The sequence below is a fragment of the Maribacter sp. MS6 genome, from assembly GCF_056839185.1.
The window spans coordinates 2,855,362-2,869,890 of sequence record NZ_CM166389.1 but is presented as its reverse complement, the minus strand read 5'-3'; the positions used below and the strand labels follow the sequence as shown (position 1 = coordinate 2,869,890).

Below are 14,529 nucleotides of genomic sequence, written 5' to 3'. Positions count from 1 at the left end.
CTGCTTTTTGTATATCATAACCCTAGATTTCAATAAGAGATGATACTTATAGACCAACCCTATGTTTCGGATTTTTTGATAAAAACAATCAAAGAAAATAACTATGAACTCATTGCTACGAAGGAAGCGAAATCCTTGATTAATGATGACGCGATTAATTGGATTTCCGAAAACGAAGCAAAAACCAAGATCACAAATACCGAAAACCCGCTTATATACACCAATTCTGAAAATTCATTGTCATGGATTTTTGAGCATCTGAAAAAAACCAAACGCCCAACCCAGATAGGTTTGTTTAAGGACAAGTATAAATTTAGGGAACTGACAAAAGGGCTATTTCCCGATTTTCTATTTAGAAAAATTACCATAGAAGAGATTCAAACGGTAGCTATAGAGGAATTAAAGCTCCCCTTTGTTATCAAGCCTTCTTTAGGTTTTTTTAGTATTGGAGTACATATTGTCCACACCAAAGAAGATTGGGTTACCGCCCAAAAAAAATTAAATTATGAAAATCTAAAAAGTATCTATCCTAAGGAGGTCATGGATGCCTCTACGTTCATTATAGAGGAATATTTAGAGGGAGAAGAATTTGCCATAGACGCTTATTTTAATGAGCAGGGAGAAGCAGTTATCCTAAATATTCTTCATCATAAGTTTTCTTCAGGTACAGATGTAAGTGATAGGATGTACACTACTTCGCAAGGTATTATCCGTAAGCATATTAAAGCAGTAGAAGTATTTTTAACACCCATTGGAGAGAGAGCCGAGTTGAAGAATTTTCCATTACATCTAGAAGTTAGAATTGATTCACACGGACTTATAAAACCCATAGAAATAAACCCACAAAGGTTTGGAGGCTGGTGTACCACGGGAGATCTGTCTTGGTATGCCTTCAACATTAATTCCTACGAATATTTTTTTCAGAACAAAAAGCCCAATTGGAAGGAAATTTTTAAAGAAAAAGGAAATGAAAGCTATAGCATCATCTTATTGAACAACAATTCTGGTATTGATCCTTCGGAAATTTCCAACTTCGATTTTGATATGCTCCAAAAGGATTTAGAGAACATTCTGGTTATACGAAAATTGGATTTCAACAAATATCCCGCATTTGGGCTCTTATTTACGGAGACCAGCGAAGGAAATGAAAAAGAATTGGATGATATCCTTAATTCAGATTTAAGAAAGTATATAATAACCAATATAGACTAGCGAAAAGGAACCCCATCTTTATTACTCTACTATTCTAAATTCTAAGCATTACCTTAATGCATCCGCAACTCAAAATAGTTTAAACCCCATGTCAATAACAATCATTGGAGCAGGTTTATCTGGTCTTTTAACGGGCTACCTCTTAAATAAAGAAGGGATTCCCTTTAAAATTTTAGAAGCGAGAACTCGGGCTGGCGGAAGAATCAATACCCTATACCAAACAAACCAAGCCCCTGTTGAAATGGGAGCCACTTGGTTTACCAAGCAACATACCCAGTTATTAGGACTTCTGAAAGAATTGGAATTGGGATATTTTGAACAGCGTATGGACGATACCGTATTTTATGAAACCTCAGCAGCCGTACCGGTGCAACGAGTTCAAATCCCTAGCCAAGCACCTAGCTTTAGAATCTCTGGTGGCACTTCCAGTCTCATAAATGCGTTACTAACGAATTTGGATGAAACCGATATTATATACAATCAAAAGGTAAACCACATAAAAATTAACGAAAAAGGTGTTGAAGTCCGTTCGGAAAAAATCTTTGAAAGCACCGCTGTTGTTTTGGCCCTACCTCCCAAACTGTGGGCTAAGAAGATAGTTTTTGAACCCAAATTACCACCAGATTTAATGAATGTAGCGATACAAACACAAACGTGGATGGAAGACTCCATTAAAATCGCCCTGACTTACGAGTATCCTTTTTGGGAACAGGATAGGATACCCAATACCTTATTTAGCAACTCGGGACCAATAACCGAATTTTATGACCACAGCAATCAAGTAAGATCTAAATATGCACTTTGCGGATTTGTAAGTTCATCGTTAAAAGAGCTTTCCTATGCTGATCGCCGTGAACGAGTACTCCAACAAGTCAAAAAAGTTTTCGGAACTAAAGCCAAAGAATTTACAAGCTATGAAGAATGTGTGTGGAGCAATGAAAAGTGCACCTATGAACACTCGGACATTCTTCTTTATCCACATCAAAATAATGGAAATCCAATTTTTAGGGAGCCCTATTTTGATGATAAATTGTTTATTTCTAGCTCAGAATCTGCAGCACAGTTCGCTGGCTACATGGACGGCGCCATAAAATCTGCATACCATATAACTGAAAAAATTATGAAAATGTAACTAGGTATTACATAAAGTAAGTTGCATCAAAAAAACCAACACTATTTTAGTATCTTAGACTTTAACCTTAATAAAATGAATACCGCACAACGACTTGGATATCCTGAAAATGCCAAACTAATCATTATTCATGCAGATGATGCAGGACTTTCGCATTCACATAACAGAGCAACGATACAGTGCCTAGAAACAGGAATCGTAAATTCTTATAGCATTATGGTGCCGTGTCCATGGTATCATGAAATTGCTGTCTTTGCCAAGAATAATCCCAAACACGACTATGGCATACATCTGACCTTAACATGCGAATGGAACACCTATAAATTTGGACCGGTTTCACCCCTATCCGAAGTACCCAGTTTGGTAGATGAAAACGGGCATTTTTACAAAACCCGTGAAGAACTTAGAAAATATGGTAAACCAGAACATGTAGCCAAGGAATTGGAAGCGCAGGTACAAAAAGCATTAAAATTTGGATTAAACCCAACACATTTAGATGTGCATATGTATAGTGTTGGCGCACACGCCAATTTTTTCGAAGCCTACAGAAATTTGGGAGCAAAATATCAACTTCCAATTATGATAAGCGCAGAATTACTGTCAATGGTAGGGTTGAATCCTGAGGAGATTATCAGACCCAAAGATTTGACTACCCAGAAAATCCACATTGGAAAGTACGAACTATTTAAAGAGGGGACCTTAAAGGACTATTATACAAAAGTGGCCAACAATCTAGTTTCCGGGCTAAATGTGTTCTTATTGCACCCAGCATACAATGATATGGAAATGAAAGCCGTCACTATAGACCACCCTAATTTTGGGGCCGAATGGCGACAAATAGATACCGATTTTTTTACCAATCCAAATAATAAATCGCTATTTGAGCAGGAAGATATTCGTTTTGTAACCTGGAGGGAGCTGAAAGCAATTCAATCCAAATCTTAGAAATTTTAGGAATGCATTATATCCCGTGTTTTTTCAACTGCATAGAAAAACAGTAACTTCTATTTCATAATAAATACAAGATGAACAATATAAACATACAAGGGCTACAATGGGATGCAAAATCCTCCTTTCAGCGTGGATCTGCAAAAGCACCTGCATTAATTAGGAAAGCACTCTTCAGTGATTCTATGAACCTATTTTCGGAAAATGGAGTTTCCATAGAAAACGAAATGATTAGGGATAAAGGGGATTTTGAAATTAAAGAGTATTTTGATATTGAAAGAACTACCCGCGAACACCTAGGAAAGGGAAATAAAATACTGTCCTTAGGAGGTGACCATTCTGTAACTTTTCCTATAATTAAAGCATATCATGACAATTTTCCAAAGTTAGACATTTTACATATTGATGCTCATGCAGACCTCTACCACGAATATGAGGGCGACCCATATTCCCATGCCTGCCCTTTTGCTCGTATCATGGAAAACGGTTTGGCCGTACGCTTGGTGCAGGTAGGAATACGTACCTTAAATCCGCATCAGTCAGCGCAAGCAAAAAAATACAAAGTAGAAATACAGGAAATGCGTCATCTGGAAAAGATGTCTATACCTAAGTTTAAAAATCCTCTCTATATTTCCCTAGACATGGACGGTTTTGATCCTGCCTTTGCACCCGGTGTTTCGCATCATGAACCCGGTGGACTATCTTCTAGACAGGTCATTGATATCATACAAAATATAAACACAGAAGTTGTTGGTGCAGACATTGTAGAGTACAATCCCGATAGGGATGTAAACGACATGACCGCTTACTTGGCGGCAAAAATGATGAAAGAACTTTTGGCCAAAATGATAGAATATTAGTAGCATTACTTCCACAATCAACAGTTGATTGATGGCTTGTGAATTCTATACACGCATCATTATTATATAGGACACAAAATCATTCTAAGTAATTTATAATTAGTATTTTATAACAGCTTAAGCATGCTTTAAAAATACCCCTAACACATAGAACAAGCCTCAACCAAAAACAAGCATCGCCAACCTCTTTTTAGAACAAGGATTTTGGTATCTTTCCGCTAATAAACACGCAACAAGGTTAACGCGTTTACCAAAAACAAACTGACCGTGGTTTTCCTTTGTTTTATGAAGGGCAATACACAAATCCAAATTAAATTAGAATCACATGCACATTCCTTTGTTACAGGACATTTTAATTCTCTTGGTGTTTTCGGTAGTGATTGTGTTTTTACTACAACGCCTTAAATTACCCTCGGTAATTGGTTTTCTAATTGCAGGAGTTATTATAGGACCTTATGGCCTAAGTTTAGTGAAAGAGGTGGAGGAAGTTGAAATCCTATCCGAGATTGGGGTTATCCTATTACTGTTTGTCATTGGTATGGAACTGTCTATAAAGCAACTCGCTTCTATAAAGAAAACCGTATTTCTTGGCGGTTTTTTACAGATGGGGACTACGCTGGTCGTTGCAGGTCTAATCTATTATTTTTTAGGCAATTCTTGGAACGAATCTTTATTCATTGGCTTTCTGTTTTCATTATCCAGTACGGCCATAGTATTGAAAACCTTACAAGATCAGCGCGAGATGCACACACCGCATGGCAGAAATGCCTTGGCTATATTAATTTTTCAGGATATCATCGTAGTTCCAATGATGCTGATTACACCTTTAATCGCAGGGGACTCTGGAGATCTTTCTACAAGCCTACTAAGTTTACTGCTAAAAGCTGCAGTGGTCATCGTGGTTACGGTTTTGCTCGCACGCTATGTAGTACCAGAACTTATGCATGCCGTTGCCAAGACGAACAGTAAAGAACTATTCCTCCTACTAACCGTTACCATCTGTTTTGCAGTGGCCTTTATTACTTCGGAAGCGGGACTCTCCTTGGCCTTAGGAGCCTTTATGGCAGGACTCATCATTTCGGAGTCGGAATACAGTTACCAAGCTACCAGCGTTATATTGCCTTTTAGGGAATTGTTTATCAGCTTCTTTTTTGTGTCTATAGGGATGTTACTAGACTTAAGTTTTTTCTTTGAGAACATTTGGACCATAAGCCTTTTGGTACTCGCCGTATTCGTTATTAAGACCATAGCTGCAGGAATTGCAGTAGCTGTACTTAATTATTCTAAAAAAACCGTTATCCTTACAGGACTGTCCCTGTTCCAAGTAGGGGAATTTGCTTTTATACTGTCCAAAGTGGGGATAGAGAATAATCTTTTAGACGTGGAGACCAACCAATACTTCTTATCGGTTTCTATAGTTTCTATGCTCCTTACGCCCTTTGTTATCATTTTTTCGGAAAACATGGCAAACAAGGTCATCGGCGTATCTCAAAAATTCGGTTATCTAAACAAAAATGATGCGCATGCAGAACTTGCAGAACTCCCTGGGGCACAGCTAAACAACCATTTGGTCATTATTGGTTATGGAGTAAATGGTAGTAACCTTGCCAAAGCCGCGGCGGATAGCAAGATTCCATACGTTGCCATTGAGATGGACGCAGAAACGGTAAAACAAGAACGTAAAAAAGGGGTGCCTATTCTCTTTGGAGATGCTACACAACATCATATTCTAGAAAAGGTACATCTGGAAGATGCTCGGGTAGCAGTCATTGCCATTTCAGACAACCACGGGACCAAAACGGCCATAAAAAACGTAAGATCTCTTTCCGAATCGCTCTATCTAGTGGTGCGCACAAGATATGTTAAGGAAACTTCGGAACTAATAGCCCTTGGCGCTGATATCGTAATTCCGGAAGAGTTCGAAACCTCGGTACAGATATTTTCCAGGGTGCTACAAAATTTTTTAATACCTGAGGATGATATAGAGCATATCGTAGAAAAGGTAAGGGCAGACAATTACCAACTCTTTAAGGACGATCAAAAACGTGCCACCACCTACAAGGCAAAAAATCTACCCGAATTTCATATTACCTGTTTAAAAATCACGTCGGACAGTAATAAATTTATAGGAAAGCCATTGTCAGAAATGAACCTCAGGGCCATTTACGGCATAAATATACTTGGCATTATGCGGAAAGATGAGATGCTTGACGCGGTGAATCCCGAAGAAGAGCTAAAACAACATGACGTACTTTATATTCAAGGGAATACGCATGATATTGAAGTTTTTCATAAAGTGATTAAGTAACCAAGTATATTTTATGGTTCAAAAAATGGAGTTTCATTAGTTGCGTTAACAAACACATTTTCAGTTTTACAACCTCGGCATTCACTTTACTATAATCTGTATTTTGAATAACAATAGTAGCCATGCCAAAAGTGATTTTGAACGGATAAAAAATTCTAGTAACCCAAATGGAGTATCAGAACCAACTTAACTAATAAAAGCGGATAACCTAGGTAGGAAACAAATTATACTTAGTTGCAAATACTTAACGTAATAAGCAAACATGAAATAGATTTATAACGTTTAAGAGGACTTGATTCTTACAAAACCGCTAAATTAGCAAGTATAACCAACCCGCTTAATGGCCAACAGATTTAGAACATACCTAATACTCCATAAGGTATCGCTTGTATTGGCCTTTATCAGCATCGTGTTCTACTACACTTTTGCCTATCAATTAGAGCGAACCGACTTTCCAAAACTCTTAGGACTATTTACAGCCCTGTTCTTTTTATGTTATAAATTGATACAATTCGAAAAATGGAACGCTACCTTCCTATTCTCGATAGGTGTTGTTTTTAGACTAATTTTTCTATTTGCCGAACCTAATCTTTCCCAAGATTTTTACCGCTTTATTTGGGACGGGGAATTGGTGCAAAATTTTATGAACCCATATATAGCCGCACCCAACACCTTAATTTCACAGCCCAACCTTATTATTTCCAATGCAGAACTACTGCACCAGGGCATGGGCAGTTTAAGTGCAAAACATTTCAGTAATTATCCGCCATTAAACCAACTCCTATTTGCTTTGGCAACACTGTTTAGTGGAAAAAGCGTCCTAGGTTCTATTCTTGGATTGCGCAGTATTATTATCCTGGCAGATATAGGTGTTTTTTATTTTGGAAGAAAGCTATTAAAAAAACTAAATCGCTCGGCCCATTTAATTTTCTGGTATTTTCTAAATCCCTTAATTCTTATAGAACTAACCGGGAACCTTCATTTTGAGGGGGTGATGCTTTTCTTTTTCGTTTGGTCTATCTACCTATTATCGATTCATAAATGGCAATGGGCAGGAGTGGTTTTGGCCTGTTCTATCTCCATAAAGCTAGTTCCCTTATTGTTTTTGCCATTATTCTTAAACTACTTTAGCTTTAAAAGAAGTATCCTTTTCTATACAATTGTCGGTTTCACTTCATTCGTATTCCTTGTCCCATTTTACTCTTCGGAATTCATAACCAACTATTCAAATACCATAGGGCTTTGGTTTTCGAATTTCGAATTCAATGCAAGTTTGTGGAACGTGGTGAAACACACAGGAATTCTTTTCGATGCCAAGCCCTGGGAACTAATTAAGACCTATGGAAAAATAACGCCGTTACTTACTATAGGTATTGTGCTCCTATTTACCTTTTTACGGAAGAATAAAGACCTTAGAACGCTTCTTTCCTCAATGTTATGGATACTTACTCTTTACTATTTCCTTTCCGCTACGGTTCATCCTTGGTATATTATTTTCTTGGTATTGCTTAGCATTTTCACAAATTTTAGATACGCTATAGTTTGGTCCCTTCTAGTGGTTTTAAGCTATTTTGCCTATTCCAAAACAGATTTTAATGAAAGCTTATCCCTTCTTGCTATTGAATATATTCTAGTAATAGGGTACATTATCTACGAAATAAGCGCACATCGTAACAAATCTTGAAATATTTGTAATTTTTTAAGCTTGCTTTAGGATAATTCGATATAAATTGTACATTTGAATTATAATGATAACAAAAGCACATACATATTCTTCGCATTGGACAGTTGTTCCAGTCGGTACTTTTGTTCCCGTACGCCGTCGTCGCCCGTAAGGGTACGAACTATTTATGGAAATAGGTGAGTCCATTTCCGCATAAGCAAAATCAATTTATTTTTTACTTTTTAAAACCATATAGCAATGAAACTTGTTGTTGCTAACGAATCACATTTCAAATACGCAAAGGATATTTGCGATACCATTGAAGAATCTGCCAAGGTTCGAGGTACGGGCATTGCAAAGCGAACACCCGATTATATTCAGAAAAAACTTCAAAACGGCAACGCTGTTATTGCCTTGGAGGGTGACATCTTTGCGGGTTTTTGTTATATTGAAGTTTGGGGACATGGAAAATATGTAGCTAATTCCGGCCTCATAGTACACCCTGATTTTAGGGGGCAAGGTCTTGCGAAAAAAATCAAACAACGTGTTTTTGATTTGAGCAAAGCAAAATTTCCCGATGCTAAAATATTTGGCATCACAACGGGACTCGCAGTCATGAAAATAAACTATGGGCTTGGTTACAAACCTGTTACGTTTTCTGAACTAACGGACGATCCAGAATTTTGGAAAGGGTGCCAAACCTGCAAAAATTTTGATATTCTAACACGAACCGAACAAAAATTATGTCTCTGTACTGGAATGCTACATGACCCAAAGGCCAAACCAGAGCCACATAAGGATAAAGTGAATGGAAAGGCATTTAAGAGACTGCGAAGTATAAAGGAAAGTTTGTTTTTAAATAAAAAAAAACGCTCCTAACCCATTACAAGTAAAAGAACAGAAAAAGCAAAAAATATCCTTTTGAACATATATAAAGAGGCCAGATAGAAGCAAAACATGGAACAAAATAAAGACAATGAAAAAATTAGTATTAGCATATAGTGGCGGACTGGACACCTCCTACTGCGCAAAGCATTTATCAAAGGATAAAGGATTTGAAGTACATGCCGTAAGCGTAAACACTGGTGGATTCTCTAAGGAGGAAATAAAGAACATTAAGGAAAAAGCATTGGCACTTGGGGCAACTAGCTACACCTCTATCGATGCCGTACAGATTTTTTATGACAAGGTGGTAAAGTATCTCATTTTTGGTAACGTCCTAAAAAACAATACCTATCCCTTATCCGTAAGTGCGGAACGTATTGTGCAGGCTATTGAAATCGTAAACTATGCAAAAAAAGTTGGCGCTAACTATATTGCACATGGTAGTACCGGAGCAGGAAATGACCAAGTTCGTTTTGACATGATATTTCAAATTATTGCGCCTGAAATAGAAATTATCACGCCAATTAGGGATAATAAACTATCCCGTGAAGCAGAGATTGCTTACCTAAAAGAGAACGGCGTTGATTATTCTTGGGAAAAAGCTAAATATTCCATTAACAAAGGCCTTTGGGGAACATCGGTAGGTGGGGAAGAAACGCTGACCTCCGAAAAACCTTTGCCTGATAGTGCTTACCCCAGTCAACTGAAAGAAAAAGAACCTACTGAGGTAAAGCTTACGTTCAACAAAGGAGAGCTGATTGCCATAGATGGTGACCATGACATTCCGGTAAATAATATTGAAAAACTGGAGCTCATGGCTTCCAAATACGCCTTAGGTAGAGATATTCACGTTGGCGACACCATAATAGGAATAAAAGGTAGAGTTGGCTTTGAGGCCGCAGCTGCATTAATTATAATCAAGGCGCACCATTTATTGGAAAAACACACCCTTACTAAATGGCAACAATTTCAAAAAGAGCAACAAGGTAATTTCTATGGTATGTTATTACATGAAGGTAATTACCTAGATGCGGTTATGCGGAATATTGAAGCCTTTTTAACAGACACTCAAAAGACAGTTTCCGGGGATGTTTTTGTAAGTCTTTATCCGTTTCAGTTCCGATTAAATGGCATCTCATCCCCTCACGATTTAATGAACGCCTCTTTTGGCAGTTATGGCGAAATGAACAAGGGCTGGACGGCAGATGAAGCCAAAGGATTTATCAAAATACAGTCCAATGCAAGTAAGATTTACAATCATGTGAATCCCCCTAGCGTCTAATAAGCCCGGCAACCCCCAAAGGGGAAAATTGAATAAGTAACTCACGGAAAAGCTCATTTAAGATGGATGTGTCTTTACGAGGATCAAACCGTAAAGTTGAAACTAGTTAGTAAAATAAATGCGACAAAGTAATCTCTTTCACTAAAGCGGATAGATTCAACAGATTGCTTCGTGCCTCGCAATGACAGGCAAAAATTAAACTATGATAAAAGCAGGCATAATAGGCGGTTCAGGATATACGGGAGGGGAATTGATACGTATCCTTTTGCACCATCCGGCAACGGAAATAGATTTTGTGTACAGTACAACTAGAGCTGGAAAACCTCTAACAACAGCCCATGCCGATTTGTTAGGTCAGACCGATATGACCTTTACCGGAAACGTCAACACCAATATTGACGTTGTGTTTCTATGTTTAGGACATGGTAATTCAACTAAATTTTTACAGGAACATCCGTTTTCATCGAACACAAAGATTATAGACCTGAGTAACGACTTTAGGCTAAATGCAGATGCTAATTTTGAAGGCAAAAAATTTATATACGGCCTACCGGAACTAAACAGAAATAAAATTGAAGATGCGAATTATATTGCCAATCCAGGCTGTTTTGCAACTGCTATTCAGTTGGCACTATTGCCTTTGGCAAAAGCAAAAAAGTTAAATTCAGATGTTCATATTAATGCCGTTACCGGCAGTACAGGAGCCGGAGTAAGTCCTTCAGCAACTTCTCATTTTAGTTGGCGAAACAACAATGTTAGTTGGTATAAACCTTTTACGCACCAACACTTGGGAGAAATTAAGGAGAGTCTTAGCGCTATGCAAACAAATGTAAGCGAGTTATTCTTCCTACCCAACAGAGGGAATTTCACAAGAGGAATTCTTGCTACGGCATACTTGTATTATGAAGAAAGTTTAGAAGAAGCTATTCAACTTTATAAGGATTTTTATGAGCATGCTCGGTTCACTCAACTAACAGAGGAACCTATCCATTTGAAACAAGTGGTGAACACCAATCAGTGTCATGTGCATTTGCATAAACATGAGAATACCTTACTGGTTACATCGGCCATAGATAATTTATTAAAAGGGGCGTCTGGGCAAGCTGTACAAAATATGAACCTCATCTTTGGGTTAGAGGAAGATTTAGGGTTGCAGTTAAAAGCAGGTGTATTCTAGATAATACAAAGTTAACTTAAACATATGTCCATCTAGATGGGCACAAACGCAAAATTAGTATTTATGAAAGTAGCGATTATAGGAACTGGCAACTTAGGACTATCTATAGCAAAAGGTATTTTGCACACTAATGGTGCTACAAGCATGTACCTTACTAAAAGAGATACAACTGATATTAAAAATTTTGAGAAGTATGGTAATGTTATCGTTACCTCGGACAATAGAGAAGCAGTAACTAAATCTGACATCCTAATTTTTGCGGTTCAACCTGGGCATTTTGGCGAAATTCTAGTTGACATAAAAGAGTTGCTCACAGAAAAACATGTAGTAATATCTACTATAACGGGGTTTGGTATTGCTAAAATTGAAGAGCTTATAGGAAAGGATAACTATATCGTACGGAGCATGCCAAATACGGCGATATCCGTAGGTAAATCCATGACCTGTATTTGCAGTAATGAACTAGGCAAAAAGAGAATAGACCTAGCTAAAGCCATTTTTAACAGAATGGGGCATTCTATGGAAATTCCTGAAAGTCAAATGCAAGCTGCCACAGTTATTTGCGCCAGCGGCATCGCCTTTTGGATGCGCTTAATACGCGCAACTACACAAGGTGCTATTCAGTTAGGTTTTGATGCAAAAGAAGCACAAGAACTCGCTATGCATACCTGTAATGGCGCAGCCAACTTACTGATTGAGTCCGGTAACCATCCAGAAGAGGAAATAGATAGAGTAACGACACCAATGGGTTGTACCATTCAAGGGCTTAACGAAATGGAAATACAAGGACTAAGCTCATCTCTAATACAGGGAATTGTAGCCTCGTTTGATAAAATTACGGAGTTCAAAACGAAATGAAGTGAGAAGTGAGAAGTGAGAAAAAATAATAAAAACGTTTTATATCAATTGAATGTGTGTTTGATTTTTGAATTTGAATTTGATCGCTCTCAAGACGGGCAAGTTTGATACTTGAAATTTAAACTTGAAATTAAAAGGACATGAACCTATTTGATGTTTACCCTCTTTACAACGTAACGCCGGTTTCCGCTAAAGGAATCGTTGTGACCGATGATCAAGGTCAGGAATATTTGGATTTTTATGGAGGCCACGCCGTAATATCAATCGGGCACTCCCATCCGCATTACGTAAAACGCCTGAAAGATCAATTGGATAAAATTGGGTTTTACAGCAATGCAGTGCAGAATCCTTTACAAGTGGAGTTAGCAAGGAAATTGGGTGAACTTTCAGGATGCGAAGCGTACAATCTATTTCTTTGTAATTCTGGAGCAGAAGCCAATGAAAATGCGCTGAAAATGGCTTCTTTTGAAACTGGTAAATCAAGGGTCATCGCTTTTCAAAATGGATTTCATGGACGTACCTCTGCTGCGGTCGCAGCAACGGACAACCTTGCGATAAATGCTCCTTTAAACAAACAACAAAAGGTTTCTATAGTACCATTAAACGATATTGAATCCTTTAAAACAGAAATAGAAAAAGATGATGTTTGCGGCGTCATCATTGAAGCCATACAAGGAGTTGGAGGTTTGGACGAACCAACCACAATTTTCTATCAAGAAATAGCCAAATTATGCAAACAACATAAAGTAATCCTCATTGCAGATGAAGTGCAATCTGGTTTCGGGAGAAGTGGTAAATTCTTTGGTTTTCAGCATCATGGCATAGAACCCGACATCATTACTATTGCAAAAGGAATGGGCAATGGATTTCCAGTAGGTGGCGTTCTAATCCATGAAAGAATAAAAGCACGATATGGTATGTTAGGTACAACGTTTGGCGGCAATCATTTAGCTTGTGCAGCCACCATGGCCGTTCTAGAAGTATTGGAAGCAGAAGACCTGCTAAAAAATACTATAGCACTCGGAACTTATTTTAAAGAAAAAGCAAAGGACATCCCTCAAGTAAAACGAGTAAAAGGTCGAGGATTAATGCTGGGGTTAGAATTTGATTTTGAGGTGGCAGAATTACGAAAAAAGTTGATTTATAACCAACATCTTTTTACTGGTGGCGCCAAAGACAAAAACGTATTAAGAATATTACCCGCCTTAAATATTAACATGGAACATTTGGATGTCTTCTTTGAGGCACTTAAAAAAGAACTGTAATGAAACATTATCTATCCATAAAAGATATTGACTCCCTACCCAATTGGGTTTCTGAGGCACAAGAACTAAAAACGAATCCTACCGCTCTCAAAACACTAGGAGCAGGTAAAACGATATGTCTATTATTTTTCAATAACAGTCTTAGAACAAGGCTTAGCACTCAAAAAGCTGCGCTAAATTTGGGCATGGAGGTGATGGTCATGAATTTTGGAAGCGAAGGCTGGCAGTTGGAATTTGAAGATGGAGCAGTAATGGACAAAGGAAAATCTGAACACATTAAAGAAGCTGCAAAGGTAGTTTCACAGTTCTGTGATATTGTAGCTATACGTGCTTTTGCATCGTTGACCGACATAGAAAAAGACGAGGCAGAAGAAGTTTTAACGGGATTTGTAAAATATGCTTCCATCCCTGTAGTTAATATGGAAAGTTCTGTTGGGCATCCTTTACAAGCGCTTGCAGATGCTATTACACTCCAAGAACATAAAGCAAACGAAAAGCCTAAAGTTGTTTTATCATGGGCACCTCATCCGAAGGCATTGCCCCATGCCGTTGCCAATTCCTTTATAGAAATGATGCAACTGCAAGATGCTGAGTTTATAATTACGCATCCCAAAGGGTATGAGCTAAACACAAAAATTACGAAAAACACTAAAATTGAGTACAATCAAGAAAAAGCGCTGAAAGATGCGGATTTCGTTTATGTAAAAAACTGGAGCAGCTATATTGATTATGGAAAAGTACTGTGCCAAGACTCAAATTGGATGATGACACCTAAAAAATTAGACAACGCCAAATTCATGCATTGCTTACCTGTTAGAAGAAATGTAGTGGTAGCAGATGCTATTCTTGATGGGAAACAAAGTTTGGTCGTTGAACAAGCCAACAATAGAACCTTTGCAGCACAGGTGGTTTTAAAGAAAATACTGGAACATAACTAAG

12 protein-coding genes are annotated in these 14,529 nt (G+C 37.9%); all 12 read left to right on the top strand.

Features of this window, described 5'->3' with window-relative positions:
• The first annotated feature begins 39 nt into the window (after window positions 1-39).
• The 12 genes from MS6x_RS12560 (at window position 40) to MS6x_RS12505 (ending at window position 14,528) form a co-directional block, all read left to right on the top strand.
• Window positions 40-1,212, top strand: coding sequence for an ATP-grasp domain-containing protein (locus MS6x_RS12560; RefSeq protein WP_482602552.1), 1,173 nt, complete (start codon window positions 40-42; stop codon window positions 1,210-1,212).
• Window positions 1,213-1,300: 88 nt separating this feature from the next.
• The gene (locus MS6x_RS12555) at window positions 1,301-2,344 is read left to right on the top strand and encodes a flavin monoamine oxidase family protein (protein ID WP_482602550.1); all 1,044 of its coding nucleotides are present in this window, start codon (window positions 1,301-1,303) and stop codon (window positions 2,342-2,344) included.
• 75 nt (window positions 2,345-2,419) lie between these two features.
• Window positions 2,420-3,289, top strand: a complete 870-nt coding sequence (locus MS6x_RS12550; protein WP_482602548.1) for a polysaccharide deacetylase family protein — start codon at window positions 2,420-2,422, stop codon at window positions 3,287-3,289.
• Window positions 3,290-3,369: 80 nt separating this feature from the next.
• The gene (gene speB / locus MS6x_RS12545) at window positions 3,370-4,152 is read left to right on the top strand and encodes an agmatinase (protein WP_482602546.1); all 783 of its coding nucleotides are present in this window, start codon (window positions 3,370-3,372) and stop codon (window positions 4,150-4,152) included.
• Window positions 4,153-4,477: 325 nt separating this feature from the next.
• The gene (locus tag MS6x_RS12540; protein ID WP_482602544.1) at window positions 4,478-6,460 is read left to right on the top strand and encodes a monovalent cation:proton antiporter family protein; all 1,983 of its coding nucleotides are present in this window, start codon (window positions 4,478-4,480) and stop codon (window positions 6,458-6,460) included.
• A gap of 340 nt (window positions 6,461-6,800) precedes the next feature.
• Window positions 6,801-8,144 carry an MptA/MptB family glycosyltransferase gene (locus MS6x_RS12535; protein ID WP_482602542.1) on the top strand — a complete coding sequence of 448 codons (1,344 nt, stop codon included), beginning with the start codon at window positions 6,801-6,803 and terminating at the stop codon, window positions 8,142-8,144.
• A gap of 237 nt (window positions 8,145-8,381) precedes the next feature.
• A complete protein-coding gene (locus MS6x_RS12530) occupies window positions 8,382-9,002 on the top strand; it encodes a GNAT family N-acetyltransferase (RefSeq protein WP_482602540.1) in 621 nt (206 codons plus the stop codon).
• Window positions 9,003-9,099: 97 nt separating this feature from the next.
• A complete protein-coding gene (gene argG, locus MS6x_RS12525; protein WP_482602538.1) occupies window positions 9,100-10,290 on the top strand; it encodes an argininosuccinate synthase in 1,191 nt (396 codons plus the stop codon).
• 202 nt (window positions 10,291-10,492) lie between these two features.
• Complete coding sequence (gene argC / locus MS6x_RS12520) at window positions 10,493-11,467, top strand: N-acetyl-gamma-glutamyl-phosphate reductase (RefSeq protein ID WP_482602536.1); 975 nt, start codon at window positions 10,493-10,495, stop codon at window positions 11,465-11,467.
• Between the two features lie 63 nt (window positions 11,468-11,530).
• Window positions 11,531-12,325, top strand: a complete 795-nt coding sequence (proC, locus tag MS6x_RS12515) for a pyrroline-5-carboxylate reductase (RefSeq protein ID WP_482602534.1) — start codon at window positions 11,531-11,533, stop codon at window positions 12,323-12,325.
• A gap of 140 nt (window positions 12,326-12,465) precedes the next feature.
• Complete coding sequence (locus tag MS6x_RS12510) at window positions 12,466-13,590, top strand: aspartate aminotransferase family protein (protein ID WP_482602532.1); 1,125 nt, start codon at window positions 12,466-12,468, stop codon at window positions 13,588-13,590.
• Window positions 13,590-14,528, top strand: coding sequence for a Rossmann-fold NAD(P)-binding domain-containing protein (locus MS6x_RS12505; protein ID WP_482602530.1), 939 nt, complete (start codon window positions 13,590-13,592; stop codon window positions 14,526-14,528). The genes MS6x_RS12510 and MS6x_RS12505 overlap by 1 nt, the downstream gene beginning before the upstream one ends.
• The last annotated feature ends 1 nt before the right edge of the window (window position 14,529 follow it).

Bases quoted from the DNA above. Each gene is read 5' to 3' on its own strand.
- argC (WP_482602536.1), top strand. From the start codon at position 10,493: ATGATAAAAGCAGGCATAATAGGCGGTTCAGGATATACGGGAGGGGAA.
- proC (WP_482602534.1), top strand. From the start codon at position 11,531: ATGAAAGTAGCGATTATAGGAACTGGCAACTTAGGACTATCTATAGCA.
- MS6x_RS12540 (WP_482602544.1), top strand. From the start codon at position 4,478: ATGCACATTCCTTTGTTACAGGACATTTTAATTCTCTTGGTGTTTTCG.
- MS6x_RS12550 (WP_482602548.1), top strand. From the start codon at position 2,420: ATGAATACCGCACAACGACTTGGATATCCTGAAAATGCCAAACTAATC.
- MS6x_RS12530 (WP_482602540.1), top strand. From the start codon at position 8,382: ATGAAACTTGTTGTTGCTAACGAATCACATTTCAAATACGCAAAGGAT.
- MS6x_RS12560 (WP_482602552.1), top strand. From the start codon at position 40: ATGATACTTATAGACCAACCCTATGTTTCGGATTTTTTGATAAAAACA.
- MS6x_RS12555 (WP_482602550.1), top strand. From the start codon at position 1,301: ATGTCAATAACAATCATTGGAGCAGGTTTATCTGGTCTTTTAACGGGC.
- MS6x_RS12535 (WP_482602542.1), top strand. From the start codon at position 6,801: ATGGCCAACAGATTTAGAACATACCTAATACTCCATAAGGTATCGCTT.
- speB (WP_482602546.1), top strand. From the start codon at position 3,370: ATGAACAATATAAACATACAAGGGCTACAATGGGATGCAAAATCCTCC.
- argG (WP_482602538.1), top strand. From the start codon at position 9,100: ATGAAAAAATTAGTATTAGCATATAGTGGCGGACTGGACACCTCCTAC.
- MS6x_RS12505 (WP_482602530.1), top strand. From the start codon at position 13,590: ATGAAACATTATCTATCCATAAAAGATATTGACTCCCTACCCAATTGG.
- MS6x_RS12510 (WP_482602532.1), top strand. From the start codon at position 12,466: ATGAACCTATTTGATGTTTACCCTCTTTACAACGTAACGCCGGTTTCC.